The following is a 20,293-nucleotide window of genomic DNA, read 5'->3' on the forward strand; positions in this document are numbered from 1 at the left end:
TAGTCCAATATTATGGGTTCAGATCAAGTACGCAATCATAGTTATTTTTTTGTTATTACTCATGAAATACCGACTTGTTCAGCACTCTTATTTTTGAAACCTGTTCTCCAAACCAATCCCGTCCATATAACTAAAAATAACCTATGATTGCAAATGCACAATCATAGGTTATTTTCTGTTATTACTCAGGAATTACCCGGTTTGTTTCACACTCTAATTTAAATATATTGAATCAATGTCATTACGATTGGAACAACAACAATGAATAAGATTGTACTTGTTGTAACCAAGTTAGTTGCGTATTCGACATCACCATGTGATTCGTTAGCAAGAATTGGCATAACAGCAAGACCTGGAGCTGAAGCTTGAACAATCAATGTTTGCATTTCCATTGTTGGAAGTGCGTGTCCCATGTGGCTACCAAGAAGAATTAACAATGTAATTACTACTGGAGCTAATACGAAACGACCTAACAAAGCAACGATTGTATCACGGTCAAACTTGATACTCTTCAAACCTGCATCGTGTAAAACGATACCGATGTAAATCAATGACAAAGGTGTTACCAATCCACCGACATAAGTCAATGTGTTTCCTGCCCATGTTGGAACTGGTAAGTTAAGAATCAACCAAACAAGTGAAACTAAGAAACCTAACAATGGAGCTGGTAAAAGCTTCTTCCAGTTAAACTTAGCATTTGATTTAGCACCTTTTTCCTTTGTAGGATCATCATTTGAAATCAAGAATACTCCAAATGCCCATGTTGAAACGGTGTTAGTTACATAGTAAACCAAGAAGTATGGCAAACTCTTCGTACCAAACAATGCCAAGTTAAGTGGCAAACCAATAAAAATTGTGTTGGCGTTAACAACCGTGTTCATAAATAGTCCACGACGGCCAGGACGAATCTTTAATAATTTAACAGTCAACCATGCGACAATATAACCGATAATTACGCCACCAAATGAATAAATCAATCCACTTGAAAGACTAACTAATTTTGGCAAAGTAAGGTTCTTCATAACTGACATGAAGATTGAAGCTGGTAAAGCAACGTTCATGATTAATTTTGAAATACTTCCACTAAAGTTATCATCAAACCATCCTAATCCACGAAGGCCAAAACCTAAAGCCATCATAAGTAAAATTGTGACGATACTTCCTACTGATGTGATAAATGCAGTCATTTTGATTCACTTTCTTTCTCTGTTTTTCTGGTTCAGTTTTGTAGTGCGCATCTTTGTGACAGTGTTCTATTTTTTAGTACTCAGGAACCCATTTAGTATTTGAGATGGCCTTTTCAACGTCATCAATTGGTTCTTGATTTAGTTTTTGGTCTACTGCACTTTGAGCTACGGCTGTGGCTACTGTGTTTGAGAATTGATCTAATTTTGAAACTGGTGGCAATACTGCAGCACCTGGTTTGTCAGCATCAACGATTCCACCTAATGAATGAGCTGCTTTAGAGATCATTTCATCATTTAGAACCTTAGCTGTTGAAGCAATCACACCTAAACCAAGACCTGGGTATACAAGTGCGTTGTTAGCTTGACCGATTTGGTAAGTAACACCTTTGTATTCAACATCAGCAGCTGGAATACCAGTTGCAACAAGTGCTTTACCGTCAGTCCATTTGATCAAATCTTCTGCCTTAGCTTCTGCCAACTTAGTTGGGTTAGAAAGTGGGAAGATGATTGGACGTTCTGTATGGCTAGCCATTTCTTGAACGATTTCTTGTGTAAATGTTCCAGGTTGTGTTGATGTACCAACTAAAACAGTTGGGTGAACAGCTTTAACAACAGCAGCCAAGTTTGTTAATTCATCAGCGTTATCAAATTCGCTACGTGAACGAGCAAATGGTTTTTGTTCTGGTGTCAAAGTATCGTCATCGTCGAATAGCAATCCTTGCTTATCAACCATGTAGAAATGTTTACGTGCTTCTTCTTCAGACATACCTTCTTGAACGAATTCATCAAAGACACGCTTTGTGATTCCAGCACCGGCAGTACCAGCACCAAATGATAGGTAAACTTGATCAGTGAACTTTTGTTTTGAAATGTTAAGTGCACCAAGCATACTTGAAAGAACAATAATTCCTGTTCCTTGGATATCATCATTAAATGTTGTGATTTGATCTTTGTACTTGTTTAAGATGTTAGCAGCATTTCCACGTCCGAAATCTTCAAAATGTAAGTAAAGTTTAGGGAAGAGGTTTTCTGCAGTTTCAACGAACTTATCAACAAAGTTGTAGTAACGGTCGCCAGTTACACGTTCGTGACGGTTTCCAAGATACATCTTGTTGTTAAGAAGACCTTCATTATTTGTACCAGTATCCAAAACAACTGGCATAACTTGGCTAGGGTCGATTCCTGCAGCAGCTGTATAAACCATCAACTTACCAACAGAGATATCAACACCATTTGTACCCCAGTCACCAATACCAAGAATTCCTTCAGCATCAGTAACAACGATCAAACGAATGTCGCGACCATCAGCAGCGTTCTTCAATGCGGCTTCCATCATATCTGGTTCGTCGATTGATAGATAAACAGCGTTTTGTGATTGAATATATAATTCACTGTAGTTTTCGATTGTATCCGCAATAGTTGGATCATACACGATTGGCATGAATTCAACGATATGTTGACTGAATAATTTGTAGAAGAGCACACGGTTTTCATTGAAGATTTCCATCAAGAAAACACGTTTTTCCAAATCATTTTGTTTCATTTGGAATTGTGCATAGGTTTGTTCAACCTGTTGGTCAAGTGTTTGAACGAATGGTGGAAGTAAACCTTCAAGGCCTAAATCTTTACGTTCTTGCTTTGTAAATGCAGTTCCTTTGTTTAAGAAAGGATTGTTTAAAATTGCTACTGGATTTTCACTCATAATATTACCTCCGACTAAACTTAAATTCATGACGTCAGTGTACACGCGGTTTAAAACTATAGTCAAATGTATAAATAGCTATAAATATAATTAATATTTCTTTTATAAATGCCGTAAATACAGTACAATCGAACATAAATATTAACTATCAAAAAATAAGGACAAAAATAAAAATTATGAATATTCGTGAAATTGAGTATTTTCATGACCTCGTGAAGCAAAAGAACTTCTCCTTGGTCGCAAAGAACTTTCAAGTTAGTCAGCCGACGATTACTTTGGCTATTAAACGATTGGAGAAAGAACTTGGCGCAACACTATTTACGCGTGACCCGGGCCGCAACCAACTACGTGTAACAATCAGTGGTCAACAATTCGATGAACACGCCATTTCCATTTTGCATCATCTCAAAGTTGCACAAAATGAAATCAATAACATTAATCAACAGAAAATTGTTTTAGGACTGCCACCCATCATTACTCAGAAGTTTTTTCCCAGTATTGCTGCTAAATTAGAAGACGAAAAATTACTCGAGCAAATCATTCCAATTGAGCGTGGTTCGGCTGAATTAATCAAATTACTGGAAAATGGAACCATTGATATGGCTTTACTGGGTTCTACCAGTCCGATTGACCATGAGCAGTTATACTCACAAGAGTTTGCTAGATCATCATTTAAAATTATCGTTGGTGATAAGTCTCCTTTTGCCAATAAGAAAAAGATCCGCTTCTCCGAATTAAGAAATGAATCTTTCATTACACTGGATGAACAATCAGTTCACGCTAAAGCAATTAAGCAATTTAGTCATATGGCACATTTCCGTCCAAAGATTATCTATCAAAGTAATAACCCTGGAGTTGTTCAAAAGATGGTCGAAAACAATGTGGGAATTGGCTTTATTTCTGAAATTGCCATTTTTCAGCGTGTTCACGTTTTGGACTTAGTTGATGACGACCAACCTGTTTTTCATATTAGTCTGGCTTACCGGAATGATCATTTATTGACGCCAGCACAGCAGGAAATTGTGGAAGTGATTACTGGGTTGGAAGGTGAGCATATGGTTGGGCGTACTGAAAAGCCATAGTTCTATTGCTTTTTGGCCATAACGCATCATCGACAATTACCAGTTCGCTCCATTTCTTTATAGTCATAACGCGCACAACAAACCAGACCACTCCGCTCCACTTCTTTATAGCCATAACGCGTCATCGAAAACAGACTACTCCGTTTAACCTAAAAATCAGCAACAGTGATAAAGACCATCACTATTACTGATTTTTTTGTTAATACTCATAGTCTCCCATTTTCGAGGACGCTCACCTAATTACCATCACCGACACTGGTGAATACTTGGCCATATAGGAAGCTTGGGAACCGAAGTAGCGGGCTACTCCTGTTCTTGAAGATGAGCCGATTACTAGAAGATCAGGTTCTACTTCTGGAATAACACTTTTGACAATTGTTTCTCCAGCGTCACCTTCTGCAATGTAGGTTTTAACTTTTTTAATACCGAATTCTTGTGCAACTTTCGCATATTCTTTTAAATGCTTTTCCATATCTTCGCGTTTGGAAGAAACATAGTCTTTATTCAAAGCTTGATAGATATTGATTTCATCTTCTTCAAGCACTGATACTAAATCAAGTTCAGCATTATCTTGTTTAGCACGATTCATCGCAAATCGAAATGCCATTTGAGCATCAGGAGAATCATCAACACCTACTAAGATTTTAGAAAATTGTTTTGGATTCAGTTCTGCTGCAGCCACGGTTACTCCCCCTTTTCTTCTTTCTGGTATGGTTGGTTCTTGTCATCTGTCCGAACTAGTAGAACATCACAGTCAGCAGCTCTAATTGCATAGTCAGCAACTGATCCAATCATTGCTCGTTGAAAAGCGTTCAAACCAGTAGCACCCATCATAATTAAATCTGAGCCAAATTTCTTTGGTGCGTCGATTGCAACAATGGATTTAGGCTCGCCAGATTCTACTTCAGTACTTACATCATCAAAGTTGTATTTGGTTTTAATCTGATCTTTTAAATCATCAACGTATTCTTTGGCACGCTGAAGCGAAATGGCAACATAATCCATATTGGAACCCATGTGACCATAAATATCTAGGAAACGAGTTGATTGGATTACAGTAATAATGTCTAAATGAGCGTTATTGCGTTGGGCAACAGCAATTGCCTTTTTTAAAGCAAGTTCCCCATTAGTCGAACCATCGACCGGTACCAAAATTTTTTTATATTGAAGCATAACGTTCACACCTTCCGCATCTTATTAATTTTATTATAGTAGACTTTTAAAGATAGCGCTACCAAAAGACCGTCTCAAAATACATTTATATCAACTTATATCTATGGTTCGTTAATAAAGCTGATTGGAAGTGCTACTATTGAATTACGACACTAAATGAGGAATGAAATTTAATGCAAAATCACTTAAAGACCTGGGATCCGACCCGCTTAAAAATTATCGGAAATGCTTTAATTATCGGAATCATCATTGGCTTTATCGTTAGTATGTTTCGCTTCACCATTGAAAAATCACTAACTGGAGTTAAATCCATCTACGGATTGGCACATCAAAATAGCTGGTGGTTGGTTGCCATTGCAATTGGTGGATTAATTATTGCTTTAATTGCTGGATGGATGGTTAAAACTACACCCGCCATATCTGGATCAGGAATACCCCAGGTTGAAGGACAATTAGCTGGTGAATACTCTGCCAAATGGTGGTCTGTTCTATGGAAGAAATTTATTGGTGGTATTTTGGCGATTGGATCCGGACTAATGCTCGGTCGAGAAGGTCCATCAATCCAGTTAGGAGCTTCAGTCGGTCAAGGATATGCTAGTATCATGGGTCATCGTGGAACAGACCAACGCGTTTCGATTGCTGGCGGTGCCGCAGCTGGTTTGTCAGCTGCTTTCAACGCTCCGATTGCTAGTACATTATTCGTTTTAGAAGAAATCTATCATAACTTTTCGCCAGTAGTTTGGTTAAGTGCTTTAACCAGCGCGGTCTCCGCTAATTTCATATCACTGAACTTTTTCGGATTAAAGCCGGTACTAGCAATTAAATATGCTCATGCTCTTCCTTTAAGTCTTTACGGTCATCTAATTATTATTGGTGTTATTCTGGGAATCTTGGGTCGTTTATATCAAATCGTTCTACTGAAATCGAGTGTTTGGTATCAAAAAATCAAATTTTTACCTCATTGGTTAAATGGAATCATTCCGTTACTTTTAATCATCCCAATCGGATATTACCTACCAAGCACACTTGGTGGTGGGAATCATTTAATCACAAGTTTGACCAGCATCTCTCCATCTCTGATCGCTTTAATGGCTATCCTAGTTGTACGATTTGTGTTTTCCATTATGGCTTACGGCTCCGGACTACCGGGTGGGATTTTCTTACCAATTCTAACTTTAGGTGCTTTGATTGGAGCCGTCTATGTAATGGCACTCCATCAAATCGGTTTAATGCCTCTAGTTTTTCTACCTAATTTTATTATTTACGCCATGGCTGGTTATTTTGCTGGAATTGGAAAAGCTCCCTTCACTGCTATCTTATTAATCACTGAAATGGTCGGCTCTCTCAGTCACTTAATGCCATTGGCTGTCGTTTCATTAATCGCATATCTGACAGTTGACCTATTACACGGTGCGCCAATTTATGAATCACTATTACACCGACTAGTTCCCGAGCTTTTGGAACAACCTTCCGGTAAACAGGATCGAATTGAAGTTCCAGTTTTAGAGGGGTCTTCTCTCGTGGATCACGCTGTCCGCGAATTTAGTTGGCCTGCCAATAGTCTTCTTATTTCCATTCGACATGGTGAAAATGAGATTATCCCAAATGGCGATTCAATTATCAAAGTCGGCGATACCTTAATCGTTACAACTCAACACGACAATCGTGCATTTGTTCGCCATCAGCTTTCTGAAATGGCTCAAAATATCAGTTATAAAACCAACAAAAAAATGGAATCACAGTAAAAATTGCTGTGATTCCATTTTTAATTATGCTTTTCTTCTAAAAATCTTTTTACGAAGTTCTTCTACTAGTACTAATGGAATTGGAATACATACAAGGAATATCCATTCTTGAAGTCCTAGTGGGGCTGTATTAAACAATCCTTGTAGGAATGGAACGTAGATTAAAAGTGCCAAGAGACAGATTTCAAATGCGATTCCGAATAGTACTCGATGATTACTGAAAATACCAATCTTGAATAACGAAGTATCCTTGGTACGACAGTTAAGTGCAGCACCAATTTGACAGAAGACAATCGCAGCTAATGTCATTGTTGTAGCTTCCCGGTAGTTCATCCCTGTGGCAGCCAAGGCACCTGCAGGCCAACCGGTATTGACGTGGTTGACAAAGAAGTATGCGCCAGATGAAATTACTGAAGCGACTAATCCGTACCAAGCGAAGGCCTTCCAAATAATCGACTTATTCAATAAGTGAGCTTTTCGGTCACGTGGTGGTTGTTTCATAATACCAAGCTCGCTCTTTTCAGCACCTAATCCAAGGGCTGGAAACATGTCGGTTCCTAAATCAACAGTTAAGATTTGCATAACTGTTAGTGGTAGTGTAATTAATCCACGTGAGAATAAGAACAAAACTGATGGAGCAGCTTCAGACACGTTACTATTCAATATATATAGAAGGAATTTCTGAATATTACTGTAAACTGTACGACCTTCTTCAATGGCTGCAACTATAGAAGAAAAGTTATCATCAGTCAAAATCATATCGGCAGCATCTTTGGCAACGTCAGTTCCGGTAACACCCATCGCGACACCGATATCAGCCTTCTTCAAGGCTGGAGCATCATTAACACCATCACCAGTTGAAGCAACAACATGTCCTAATTTTTGAAGTGTTGTCACAACTCGGTACTTCTGTTCTGGTGCTACTCGGGCAAAGATAATTTCACCTTCGAGAGCTTTGATTAACTCATCATCACTCATAGCTGTTAACTCATCACCAGTTACGACACGTGCTTGATTGCTAGTAATACCAATCCTAACGGCAATACTCTTGGCAGTCAAAGCACCATCTCCGGTTACCATGATAACTTTGATATTGGCATCATGACATTTTTGAATTGCTTCGTAAATTTCAGGACGTGGAGGGTCAGCCATCACCGTTAATCCAACGAAAGTTAAATGCTTTTCGGTATTTTCAATCGTCCAGTCTTTTACATCATTTGGCATCGATGCATCATCATTCTCAACCACCCGATATGCAACGGCTAGTGAACGAAGTCCATCCTTCGCGTAACCAGCATCTGCATCTAGAACTTTTTTCTTATCATCATCAGTGATTGGTCGTTCTTTACCATCATCTAAAATGGAGTCAGCAATATCTAAAATTCCATCAAGTGAACCCTTCACACAAACACTCCGATGTTTTTCATCTAATTGATGAATCGTGGTCATCCTTTTCCGATCTGAATCGAAAGGTAGTTCAGTCAAACGAGGTGATACTTTTGATTCTTCATCAACATTCATTCCGGCTTTTTCAGCTAAGATAACTAACGAAGCTTCTGTTGGTGTACCAACAATTTTAGGCTTATCTCCCGCTTTATCCGGTTGTTCCACCTTTGTATCGTTATTCAATGCTGAAATTCGGAGCAACATTTCCAAATCAGCATCATTATGATAATCAACTTTTTGATTATTTAATTGCACTTCACCATTATTAACATAGCCTTCACCAGTAACTTGATATTCCTGTTTGGCAGTCCACAAATGGTTAATTGTCATTTGATTTTGGGTTAAGGTTCCGGTTTTATCCGAACAGATAACAGTGGTTTCACCCAGTGTTTCAACACTGTTAAGTTCCTTAACGAGCGCATGTTTCTTAGCCATTCGCGTAACACCCTGTGCGAGAGATAACGTTACAGTTGGCAATAATCCTTCAGGAATAAAGGCTACGATCATTCCTAATGCAAAAATAAATGATTTAGCAACCGGATATTTAACGAAGAAAATTGCGGCAATGAAGAATGCCACTCCAATTCCAATCGCAATCCATGATAATTGATGAGTTAGACGATTCAACTCTTTTTGAAGTGGACTCGTAGTTGTTTTCTGAGTTTGAGTTAATTTAGCAATCTTACCAAATTCAGTCTGCATTCCAGTTGCAACCGCTACTGCAGTGGCAGTTCCACTACCAGCAATCGTTCCCGCATAAACCATATTTGCTTCAGCAAAACGACCATCACCATGTTCATATTCCGGCTTCTTAGAAACTTGAACAGATTCACCAGTTAACGATGATTCATCAACTTGAAATGAGGTTGCTTCAATAATCCGTGCATCAGCGGAAATACTATTTCCAGCTTGAATAATGAAAACATCACCAGGAACTAAGTCTTCAGCGTTAATTTGCTGTGACTTACCGTCTCGAATAACTTGCGTATAAGAAGGCAGCATCTTCAGCAATGAATCCGTTGCTTTTTGAGCAGCATGTTCCTGCCAATAACTAAATAATCCATTAATAATATTAACGGCCCAGATTGCAATTCCAAGTTCTACCATTTGGGCAAAGATTGCAATAAATCCACTGACCCAGAGTAACAAAGCCATTAAGCTCGTAAAGTTCTTTAAGAATACTTTCCACTGTGGTTCTTTTTGTCCGCGCTGGATTGTATTTTTACCAACTTCTTGAAGCTTCTTGTTAGCTTCACTAGCTGTTAAACCATCCTTTGAAGTTTCAAATTCTTGATAAACATCTTCAATCGATTCCTGTGCAATTTTACTTGCATCAATCTTTGCTTTATTTTGCATGATTGTCATCTCTTATTCTTTCTTTTACAGAGCTATATATATCGCTATATATGGCTATATTATAATCCTTTTAAATTAAGAAAGAGTGATTAATAAATTAGAATTTGTATGGTTTAATGCACAATAAAAAGGCCACTATTTTCATAGCGACCCTTAAGTAATTCAATTTATTCTAATCTAAATCAACACTATTTGGAAAATGTGCTAAACGAGTACTATCTTCGCCCAATTCTTCTTCAATCCGGAGAAGTTGGTTGTACTTTTCAACACGTTCTGAACGAGCTGGAGCACCGGCTTTTAGTTCAGCTGAGTTAGTTGCAACTGTGAAGTCAGCAACGAATGTATCACCAGTTTCGCCAGAACGATGAGAAATCATGGTTGTATAACCATTCTTACGAGCTAAACGAATTGTTTCCAATGTTTCGCTGACCGTTCCGATTTGGTTGAGCTTGATTAAAATAGAGTTTGCTAAACCATTCTTAATGGCTTTACGAACTAATTCAGGGTTCGTGCAAACTGGATCATCAGCAACGATTTGAACTTTATCACCCATCTTAGCAGTGAACTTCTCAAAGTTTTCCCAATCGTCTTCACTGTATGGGTCTTCGATTGAAATAATTTCTGGAAATTCTTTCAAAAGTCCTTCGTAATATTCACCCATTTCATCAGGAGTCTTGTGTGTGCCTTCAAAATCGTACATCTTAGTTTCAGTATTGTAGAAATATGAAGCGGCGGCATCAAATGCAATCGCAATTTCTTTACCAGGAGTGTATCCGGCTTTTTCAATCGCTTCATGCAACATCTTCAAAGCTTCTTCAGATGATTTCAAATCAGGAGCAAATCCACCTTCATCACCTAAACCAGATTGATAACCAGCATCTTCAATAACTTTCTTTAAAACGTGATAAGTATTAGCAATCTTTTCAAATCCATCACGGAAACTAGTTCTTTCAACAGGAGTAATCATAAATTCTTGCATGTCGATTCCGTTATCAGCATGTTCACCACCATTGATAACGTTATGGAATGTTTGTGGTAATTCCAAATCGGTTCCACCTAAGTAACGATACAAAGGAACCTTTTGATAGTTAGCTGCAGCACGCGCAGTAGCCATTGAAATACCTAAAATAGCGTTGGCACCTAGTTTGCCTTTATTCTTTGTACCATCCAAATCTATCATTACTTGATCAACGTGACCTTGATTAAATGGATCTAAGCCATGGAGAGCAGTATTAATCGCGCTGTTAACGTGTTCAACTGCTTTGCTAACACCCTTGCCTTGTAAACGAGTTCCGCCATCACGCAGTTCAACAGCTTCTAGTTCACCTGTTGATGCACCTGATGGAACTTCGGCACGACCTAACGTACCATCTGATAAGATAACATCCGCTTCAACGGTTGGGTTACCTCGTGAATCAAAGACCTCTCGTGCTTTAACTTTTTCGATATATACTGACATACAATTCCCTCCTATTATTTTCCAAATAAAAAAGATGACACCTGCCCCGCAAAAGGACAGGTGTCATCAATCTTAATCAGATATTTACAGCGAACACCATCGCTGTCTTGCTTATTCTTTTGTACACACAGATAATAACGCTATCATTTTAAAAATGCAACTATGGTCTAGTCCGTTTTTGCAAATTTTCCCCAAAGTTGGTTAACAGGGCTGACACTTACGAATGCATTAGGATCAATTGAAGTCACAACACCTTTCAAACTGTTCAATTCATATTTAGAAACTACTGTAATAATCACTTTAACAGGATCACCAGTGTACAAACCGGTTCCATCCATGACCGTTGCACCACGACTGGTTTTAGAAAGATATTTCGATAGATCATCAAGATGCTTCGAGAAAATAGTGACCGTGACTTTCTGTTGTTGAATATAGACGTAATCCATAATCAATCCATTAATGAAAATCCCAATCAAACTATATAAAGCTGCTGGCCAACCAAATAGAATCCCAGCAATCATTAAGATCGTGCCATTGATAATTAAATTAATCGGTCCAATATTCTTACCCATTCGCGTTCCAATAATGGAGAGAATAATATCTGTTCCACCAGTCGAAAATCCATAGCGGAAACATAGCCCAACTCCAGCCCCAATTAACGCTCCACCAAAGATTACAGCGGCTAATTTTTCATCTAAAATTTGATGAACTGGAATGAATTTTAAAAACACAGCATTTGCAACAACACTGACAATGCTCAGTAAGGTAAATCGTTTGCTGATACTAAACCAGGCCAGAATCAAAAGTGGCAAATTAAGTACAACCACCAAAATCGAAATACTGATATTCACATGTAGCAGGCCACCAATTGCGGATATTAGCTGCGCCATTCCGGTCACTCCTGAAGAGTACGTTCCCGCTGGTATCAGAAATAAGTTAATGGCAATTGCAGCGCTGAATCCATAAATCATCGCCACGATAATTTGGTTTGGTAAAGTTGCTTTAGCAAATCTATTCATTGGCTTTCCGTCCTTTTTGTCTTAGATATTCAGCATACAATAGATAGCACCAATTTTGAACTAACTTTCATTAACAAACTAAAAAGAAGTTGGAAATAAGCTTCCAACTTCTTTTGATTTAACATTCTATTTAAGATCTTCCCCATTTGAATGAATAACCTTCTTGTACCATTCAAAGGAATCCTTGCGAATTCGTTTCTTAGATCCGTTACCATCATCATCTTGATCAACATAGATAAATCCGTAACGTTTGGACATTTCAGATGTTCCAGCACTGATTAAATCGATTGGTCCCCACATTGTGTAACCCATCAAATCAACACCGTCTTTAACAGCTTCTTTCATCTGTTCCACATGAGCTCTGAGATAGTCAATGCGGTAGCTATCATGAACGTGACCATCTTCTTCAAGCTTATCAACCGCTCCGAGTCCATTTTCAACAACAAACAAAGGTACTTGATAACGATCCCAAAGTTCGTTCAATGTAATCCGAAGTCCGATTGGATCAATTTGCCATCCCCAGTCACTTGTTTCCAAGTAAGGATTAGGTTCGCCTTCTGTAATGTTACCAACCGTTTCGTTGTCACTCTTAACGGCACCAGTCACATTTGACATGTAGTAACTGAAGCTTAAGTAATCAACGGTTCCTTCTTTAATAATCTTTTCATCATCGGGTTCCATTTTGATAACAATGTTATTTTCAGCAAAGTAACGGTTCATAAAGTCTGGATATTCGCCACGGACTTGAACATCATCAAAGAACAAGTTTTGTTGATCCACAAACTGTGCAGCACGCACATCAACTGGGTTAGATGTCTTAGGATATGAAACGCCACGAGCTAACATACTACCAATCTTGAAATCAGGGTTGATTGCATGACCCTGCTTAACTGCCATAGCACTAGCAACAAATTGATGGTGCAATGCTTGGTAACGGAGTTGAAGCTGCTCTGATTCTGACATATCGGAATCAACAGAGCCAGTTCCAACAAAGCCACCCCATATAGCGGCGTTAATTTCATTAAATGTCATCCAGTACTTAACTTTGTTTTGATAACGTTTGAAGATTACGTCTGTAAAACGTAAAAAGTCATCAATCACTGAACGGTCAATCCAACCATTTTTCTTAAGTGTTAAGTTCAATGGCATTTCGTAATGAGAAATTGTTACGACTGGTTCGATGTCATACTTAGCTAATTCATCAAATACTTTATCGTAAAATGCTAATCCAGCTTCGTTGGGTTCTGATTCCGTTCCTTCAGGGAAAATACGAGACCAAGCAATCGACATACGATAAGCTTTAAAGCCCATTTCAGCGAAGAGTGCGATATCTTCTTTATAGTTATGGTAGAAATCCACTCCACGACGTTTAGGATAATTTTCAGTTGTCTTATCTTCAATCGCTTTTTCAATACTATCTTTAGAAACTGCACTTAGTGTGATATCAGTACGACTCTTGGCCTTTTCTACGACTTCGGCAGTTGTGAGTCCTTTACCATCAACATCCCAGGCACCTTCAACTTGGTTAGCAGCAGTCGCGCCACCCCATAAAAATCCTTTTGAAAAGCCTTTTGGAAAATATTTTTTATACATTACAGTTCCTCCTAAATTCTTTTGTAAGCGTTCACAACTAATATTGTAGCAAAGAATTTTTATCTAAACCAATGAAACCGGCTATCATTTACAAAAGAAAATATATTTCTTTTTTGAAACAAACTTCGTTTATCATTAAATATTTAGCGCTACTTGGTTATTTTAAGGGTGTGTTTTGTTATAATTGCACTAGCAAATTTCAGTTTCACAGAGAGTAGGGATCACATTGCAAACATTTTATACCGTGGCAGTTTTACTGGTTGGAGTCATATTAACCAACATTATTAAGCCATTTATATCTAAAATACCGGAAGCTTTCATTCTTATTGCAGTCGGTGTAGCACTATCATTCACCTCTTTTTTCAAATCATTTGAATTACGACCTGAATTCTTTCTATTAATGATCATCGTACCCATCATGTTTATCGACGGGCAAAAACAGTCCTTCTCCAAAATCCGACAACGATTTGGAACCATATTCTTCTTATCCGTTATTCTAGCCTTAGCTAGTACCTTGGTGGTTGGCCTCCTAACTAACGTTTTCGAAGCTGGTTGGACTTTACCGCTTGCAATTGCTTTGGCAGCCATCGTCACACCAACTGATGCCGTAGCTGTTAAATCATTGACTGGCGAAACAGATATGCCAGCTGGAGTTGGCGAGGCTTTAGAACTTGAATCACTATTTAATGATGCTACTGGTTTAGTGGTATTAGATTTGGCACTTTCGGTTCTTTCAAAAGGTAAGTTTTCGGTTGTTTACGGTTTAGAGCATTTCGCCTTTGTTGCATTTGGGGGCGTCCTTGTTGGGATTGTCGCAGGATTTTTGATTGTATATCTGCGTGTTAGTTTGAACGTCCATACTAAAAATCCAGAAACAACCGTTATTCCAATCAGTTTATTAACACCATTTTTAGTTTATTTACTAGCAGAAAAATTCGGTGTGTCGGGGATCTTGGCTGTTGTGGCAACCGGAATTGTTCACAACTGGGAAGCAAGTCGTTTACGTCTTACTTCAACTCGTGTTCAACTAACATCGACCACGATTTGGACAACCATTTCAAATGTTCTAAATAGTGTTGTATTTTTAATTCTTGGTATTTCTCTTCCAACCGTTTGGAAAGAAATGCAAGTTATCGGTACAACCGGAATGTTCCCAATTTTAGGTGTCAGCATCATGATTTATCTAGCAATGCTCGCTATTCGCTTCTTCTGGTCAGTTCGCCAGTCTCCAAATACCGACGATAATTTCCTAGGAGCCCACGATCCAGCTCAACATCGCTTCCTGGCAAGTGTCTTTGCTATAAGTGGAGTGCATGGAACAGTGACACTAGCGATGGCATTCTCCCTTCCAAATCGAATCGCAGGACATGCCTTTCCATTTCGTGAGGAACTAATCATTATTGCCACACTGGTTATTCTGATTAGTATGATTGTCAGTGCTATTGTGTTACCAATGATTCTGCCACCGAAAGTTACGACTTATTCATTAGAAGATATTGATCACATTCGAAACAAAATGGTCGATTACGCTACTCTTCAAGTTCGCGATACAATCGACGATCACGATGTACGTGAAGCATTAACCGAACAGCTACAGTCACAAAAAGGTAGTTTCGTAAATCAAGTTGGCAATATTGAAGAATATCAAAAGTTACTTTATGAAACTAAAGACTTCATTTTGACTTATATTCACGGCCCTTCGATTGCTGATAAATACAGTGCTGATGTAGTTAACATTTATGAAAAGATCATTAATCGATACGATATTCCATCTTTTGACCAACGTGGTCATTTTGTAAAACGTATGCACTTCTTAACGCACAAATACAACGAAAAAGTTCATAACCAATACAGACATGCAATGTGGCACATTAAAAATGGACAAATCACACCGCATCAACGAAAAGTTGCGCGAAAAGCTTGGATTGCAAAGCAACCAACTGACGTCCTTAAGAAACGACAAGATGTCAGGGATGCACTTTTGGAGCTTAACACAGAAGTAATCAACGCTTCTGATCAATACATTGATGACGTATTACGCGACCGTTTAATGCACAAACATAGTGACAACGAACATATCAACTTAGTTCGCCAAACTGTGAACAAATACTTCACTCAAATTCGCCATGATTACAACAAAGAAACTATTTACGTTGATGGTGATTACTACATTCAAGCCTTTCAACAGGAATATAACTTTGTACAACGTGGTGTAAACAACGGTCATGTTTCATCAGCTATGGCAGCCGTTTTGTATGATGAAATTAACCAGGCCCAAACTTTACAATTGCAGCGGGTGCAACAAGTATTGGCTATTACAGCTTAATATTGTTTCTGGATGTACTAAATATTTAGATTTACTTTCTACTGCAGCTAAAAGAACCAACCCATAACTATTGCTGGAACGTAGTGGACTAATTCCAAGCCAAAGTTCGGTCTTGAAACTTAGCCTTATTCTAAGTGGTAAACCACTAAGAATAATTTCACTACTTAGCATAGTTATGGGTTGGTTCTTTTTTCTTCGTCAGTACAACTGATTATAAATAATTTAATACCAATCATTGTCAAGACTTGTATTAAACTTTTTTGCTGGACATAATGGTAATTGCTGTTAGGCTACTATACCAATGACAGCAAAGGGGGTGAATCCCTTGCAAATTTTTTTAGTTCTTCTACAATTTGAGTTGAATTTAATAACTCAACTCATCTCAATTTATTTTGCATGGTGGATTAATAATCGACTTTAATGCAAAATAAAAAAGCTCTGGTAGTGGCTGCTACCGGGGCTTTTATTATAGAGAGGTTATCCCTTGCTCTATTCTTCTACAACAACATTATATCACGATTACTTATTTTTGTGATCCATTATTCATTTCCAGAAATACTAACCGTATAAATAAAAAAACGAATTTTAATTATGCTCAGTAGTGAAATTATTCTTAGTGGTTTACCACTTAGAATAAGGTTAACTTTCAAGACCGCACTTTGGCTTGAAATTAACCCACTACGTTCCAGCAATAATTAAATTCGGTTTTTTACTCTATCAACAAATAGAATATTTTAAAACTTAAACTTCATGACGTTCAAATGGATCATCACTAATACCTTCAGCAACAATCTTCTTAGACCATTCCTTAGCAGAGAATAATGAATGATCACGGTAGTTACCACAACTGTAAATGTCAGTTCCAGGAACATCTTTCCATTCAATCTTGTTTGCAATATCATCCAAAGCACCCTTCAATGCTTTAGCAACTTCAGTGGTTGTATGTTCGCCCCACATAATCAAATGGAAACCTGTACGACAACCAAATGGTGAACAATCGATAACGCCGTCCATACGGTCACGAAGTAAACCTGCTAGTAAATGTTCAATTGTATGTAATCCAGCGGTGGGAATTGCATTTTCGTTTGGTTGAACTAAACGTAAATCAAAGTTGGAAATCTTGTCGCCTTGTTTACCTTCTTCAACTGTAATCAAACGAACGTATGGTGCTTTAACCTTTGTGTGGTCTAATTCAAAACTTTCAACTTTTGCCATGTTAAATTACCCCTTTTTTATTTAATCTAATGTTAATAATAGTCCTTTTCAAAACCTGTTTCAAAGAACTTAAGATAAATATTTACTACCTTCACGAACCGCTAATTTACTCAAGTTATGATTATCGATAAAATCAGCAACCCATTTTGGATTAGTTTTACTGAAGTCTCTCAATGCCCATCCAATCGCTTTTTGAATAAAGAATTCATCCGTATCTAAATCATCCTCAATCATTCGAGAAAGATAATTTGTATCCATCTTATCTTTGTATCCCAATTGTAAATTTAATCCAACGCGACGCTGCCAAAAGCTCGGATTATTCACAAATTGTCTGCTAATAATTTCAAAGTCTGTTCATGAATGTGCTGCAACCATGCTAATTGGTTTACGTAAAGCATCTACGCTATCCCACCAGGATTTTTGATCAATTAATCCATAAATGTTTTCTAAGTCAGCTGCCGACAATCTCTTTTCATTTTTTAACAATAAATCAATTGCCACATACTGATACTCACGTTCTGGCTGATTATAATAGGCATATATTTCACTAAATAAAAGTGATAAATCCCACTCTTTGCTCACTTGGAGTAGGTCTTTCTCCGCCGATTTTCGTTCTGGTGTTTTAACACCTAAAAACGAAAACTTATTCTTCATATATTTTGCCATCGGTGCGGCATTATCACTATTTTTAACTAGAAATCGTTGCATATTATTTACCTACTAATTCAAAAACTTCACAAATTACTGGAACACTTTCATTAAAAGTCCTATTTACTTCTCGATATTCGTCGGTAAAGAACTCAACATGTGCTTGGTGCCAATACTCATAGGAACGGTCTCCTTCGCCTTCGTGATAAGCATGTTCAACCATCACTTGTTTAAAGGGAACCGTCTCTACTACTTTAGTTTGAGTAACACACACAGGTTGCCCGCTTCCATCTAAAATAATATTGTAATCTCCAACTTGCGGTATTTCTTCGTCAGGCTCATACAACTCAGCTGCGGAAGTTGTTGCTGTTTTAAAACCATTTGCCACTAAATTAGCCAGCTCGTCTTCCATCACTTTACCAGCACCAAAACTATATGCGTCTACTTTAGCATTGGCATCGATTTGATGTTGTTTAATAAAATCCTGCCAATACGATTGAATCTGTGAATTATCCATCACTAACCTCCGTATACTTCTGCAAAACGGCCATTCCACATATCCTTAAAATAGTCGCGCATCTGTAGTGCAGTCATGTATTTAGAATCTTCTGTTGTATGCATATCGTATCCGATTCTAATTTTATATCCACGGTCAAAAGCAACTCTGATTGTTGTATCTACACAGTAATCAGATTGCGCACCACAAATTTCTAAATCGGTAACTTCTAAATCATCCAAAACCTTTTGAAGTTCTGTATGATAAAAAGAATCTGGATGAATTTTAGCAACCACCGTTGCATCTTCAGGTACATCAAGTTCAGGTGCAAATTGCCACGCAGTAGTATTGGGAACCAGTTCTTCATCTTGATGTTGCACATAAATAATTGGCAATCCTTTGGAGCGAAAATCTTTAATACGTTGGTTAACTCGTTGTACAACACCATCGAAATCAGCCATGTGGCTCAGACCATTTTGTAAATCAATAATTACTAAGGCTTGCTTGCTCATCTAGACGACCTCCCGATAGGATTTCAGATTCTGGAATCATTTTTTCAGTTTTACTCAATAAGAATTGTCCGATCAAAATAAACATAGCACCCTGAACACTAACTGCAATCCAATCACTCAAACCCGGTTTACTCATCATTTCAGTTCCAGAAGCCATCATAGCTAAAGCATCTGTAAAGAGATGGAAAACCATGGTAAATAATAACGAACGAGTAAACAGATAGGCTGATGCAGCAAAAACTCCAAATGAGAAGGCAAAGATAATTTGTTCTAAGGTTGCTAGGAAATTTTGTCCGCCCAAAGCGTTACTTAAATGCCAAACTCCAAAGATAGCCGCACTAATAAATACTGATAATTTAACTTGGAATTTATTATTTCGAAATGCATATAATAACAAGCTTAAAATTGAAAAACGATACAACCATTCTTCCGCAATTCCAGGCTCTAAGCCAGACAGGAACATGTACAAACTAGGTTTCTTCATATGGAAATCGTATGCTGTTAAGAAGTTTTTCCAGCTGTCACCAGACGCAAAAGCGTTATAAGTTACAAACCAAATCGAGAAAAGAACTAGTAATGTGAAAATAATCCAATGTGGTTTAATCCTAAATTTAAATGATGGTAATCGATATCCCCAAAGAGCCATCAAAACGCCAACTGTAATCACAAAGCTTAACGCTCCCCAAACTCCAGTACTAATTAGGTCTTTTAGAAAGCTGCTTTCACTAGCTTTATTAACTCCTGTGGTTACAAAACTCATTCCGACAGTCTCAGCAAAAATTACTTCTGTAAGTAAAATAATTCGACCCACAATAGAACTAACATCCTTGGTGAATACAACCATCACAGGAACAAAGGCTACTAGTAACACTAGCATCCCCAAAACTGTCAGTACATTAACGTTTATGCCTAAATAGTGATACAACATCCAAGTAATGGCTTGGAGTGTCAGCGGAATCAGAAACATTTGTATGATTGTTTGAAAATAGCTATTAACTCGTAACGCTCTCTGCCAACCGGTCTTCGGTTTTCTTGGAACGGCTTGTCGACTTAAAAATGGTAACAGGCCTAGCAATCCTTCGATTATCCATAGCATTATGACAAAGACGGCAATAACAATCGATCCTAAGAGTCCCATCTTACTTAAAATTGGATAAACAATTCCAATAATCACCATGACTCCTAATTGAATTAAATACCAATTTTTCAAATACTTTTGATGCTGCTTTAAATATTCTGACATCATGCATCCCCCACAATCTATTATGATTTTGATTATACATTAAAGTTGGATGAGATAGATTAAAAACAGTCATTTCACAACATTAATTTTA

15 protein-coding genes, 1 pseudogene and 1 riboswitch are annotated in these 20,293 nt (G+C 37.8%); of the genes and pseudogenes, 3 read left to right on the forward strand and 13 right to left on the reverse strand.

Annotated elements, in window-relative coordinates; all coding sequences use genetic code 11:
* Positions 1-218: 218 nt before the first annotated feature.
* Complete coding sequence (locus IV88_RS00670) at positions 219-1,187, reverse strand: AEC family transporter (RefSeq protein ID WP_057797696.1); 969 nt, start codon at positions 1,185-1,187, stop codon at positions 219-221.
* A 73-nt stretch (positions 1,188-1,260) separates the two neighbouring features.
* On the reverse strand, positions 1,261-2,889 hold the full coding sequence (locus IV88_RS00675) for a malolactic enzyme (protein ID WP_057797698.1): 1,629 nt from the start codon (positions 2,887-2,889) through the stop codon (positions 1,261-1,263).
* A 176-nt stretch (positions 2,890-3,065) separates the two neighbouring features.
* On the opposite strand from IV88_RS00675, the gene IV88_RS00680 reads away from it, so the two are divergent.
* Positions 3,066-3,971, forward strand: coding sequence for a LysR family transcriptional regulator (locus tag IV88_RS00680; protein WP_057797700.1), 906 nt, complete (start codon positions 3,066-3,068; stop codon positions 3,969-3,971).
* A 232-nt stretch (positions 3,972-4,203) separates the two neighbouring features.
* Here IV88_RS00680 and IV88_RS00685 read toward each other — a convergent pair whose 3' ends face one another.
* Both IV88_RS00685 and IV88_RS00690 read right to left on the reverse strand, forming a co-directional pair.
* Entirely contained in the window at positions 4,204-4,653 is a 450-nt protein-coding gene (locus IV88_RS00685; RefSeq protein ID WP_057797701.1) for a universal stress protein, read from the reverse strand.
* A gap of 2 nt (positions 4,654-4,655) precedes the next feature.
* On the reverse strand, positions 4,656-5,144 hold the full coding sequence (locus tag IV88_RS00690; RefSeq protein ID WP_057797703.1) for a universal stress protein: 489 nt from the start codon (positions 5,142-5,144) through the stop codon (positions 4,656-4,658).
* Between the two features lie 173 nt (positions 5,145-5,317).
* Here IV88_RS00690 and IV88_RS00695 point away from each other — a divergent pair, with 173 nt between their 5' ends.
* Positions 5,318-6,889, forward strand: coding sequence for a ClC family H(+)/Cl(-) exchange transporter (locus IV88_RS00695; RefSeq protein WP_057797706.1), 1,572 nt, complete (start codon positions 5,318-5,320; stop codon positions 6,887-6,889).
* 24 nt (positions 6,890-6,913) lie between these two features.
* Here IV88_RS00695 and IV88_RS00700 read toward each other — a convergent pair whose 3' ends face one another.
* The 4 genes from IV88_RS00700 to IV88_RS00715 all read right to left on the reverse strand — a co-directional run bounded on the left by IV88_RS00700 (position 6,914) and on the right by IV88_RS00715 (position 13,762).
* On the reverse strand, positions 6,914-9,691 hold the full coding sequence (locus IV88_RS00700; RefSeq protein WP_057797708.1) for a cation-translocating P-type ATPase: 2,778 nt from the start codon (positions 9,689-9,691) through the stop codon (positions 6,914-6,916).
* A gap of 172 nt (positions 9,692-9,863) precedes the next feature.
* The gene (eno, locus tag IV88_RS00705; RefSeq protein ID WP_057797710.1) at positions 9,864-11,150 is read right to left on the reverse strand and encodes a phosphopyruvate hydratase; all 1,287 of its coding nucleotides are present in this window, start codon (positions 11,148-11,150) and stop codon (positions 9,864-9,866) included.
* A gap of 50 nt (positions 11,151-11,200) precedes the next feature.
* Positions 11,201-11,263: riboswitch (Fluoride riboswitch) on the reverse strand.
* A gap of 54 nt (positions 11,264-11,317) precedes the next feature.
* Positions 11,318-12,169: a YitT family protein gene (locus IV88_RS00710; RefSeq protein ID WP_057797711.1), complete on the reverse strand. Its 852-nt coding sequence runs from the start codon at positions 12,167-12,169 to the stop codon at positions 11,318-11,320.
* A 126-nt stretch (positions 12,170-12,295) separates the two neighbouring features.
* Positions 12,296-13,762 (reverse strand): glycoside hydrolase family 1 protein, encoded by a 1,467-nt coding sequence (locus IV88_RS00715; RefSeq protein WP_057797713.1) that lies wholly within the window; start codon positions 13,760-13,762, stop codon positions 12,296-12,298.
* Between the two features lie 226 nt (positions 13,763-13,988).
* On the opposite strand from IV88_RS00715, the gene IV88_RS00720 reads away from it, so the two are divergent.
* The gene (locus IV88_RS00720; protein ID WP_057797714.1) at positions 13,989-16,088 is read left to right on the forward strand and encodes a cation:proton antiporter domain-containing protein; all 2,100 of its coding nucleotides are present in this window, start codon (positions 13,989-13,991) and stop codon (positions 16,086-16,088) included.
* Positions 16,089-16,829: 741 nt separating this feature from the next.
* Here the strand turns inward: IV88_RS00720 and IV88_RS00725 are convergent.
* The 5 genes and pseudogenes from IV88_RS00725 to IV88_RS00745 form a co-directional block, all read right to left on the reverse strand.
* A complete protein-coding gene (locus tag IV88_RS00725; protein WP_057797716.1) occupies positions 16,830-17,303 on the reverse strand; it encodes an S-ribosylhomocysteine lyase in 474 nt (157 codons plus the stop codon).
* Between the two features lie 69 nt (positions 17,304-17,372).
* Positions 17,373-18,011 (reverse strand): annotated as a pseudogene (locus IV88_RS00730) (DNA alkylation repair protein).
* A gap of 1 nt (position 18,012) precedes the next feature.
* Entirely contained in the window at positions 18,013-18,468 is a 456-nt protein-coding gene (locus IV88_RS00735) for an ASCH domain-containing protein (protein WP_057797717.1), read from the reverse strand.
* Positions 18,469-18,470: 2 nt separating this feature from the next.
* The gene (locus IV88_RS00740; RefSeq protein ID WP_057797719.1) at positions 18,471-18,959 is read right to left on the reverse strand and encodes a cysteine hydrolase family protein; all 489 of its coding nucleotides are present in this window, start codon (positions 18,957-18,959) and stop codon (positions 18,471-18,473) included.
* Positions 18,931-20,202, reverse strand: coding sequence for a CPBP family intramembrane glutamic endopeptidase (locus IV88_RS00745; RefSeq protein WP_057797721.1), 1,272 nt, complete (start codon positions 20,200-20,202; stop codon positions 18,931-18,933). The genes IV88_RS00740 and IV88_RS00745 overlap by 29 nt, the downstream gene beginning before the upstream one ends.
* Positions 20,203-20,293 lie beyond the last annotated feature (91 nt).

Origin of the sequence: Pediococcus argentinicus (assembly GCF_001437605.1) — a bacterium.
GTDB lineage: Bacteria > Bacillota > Bacilli > Lactobacillales > Lactobacillaceae > Pediococcus > Pediococcus argentinicus.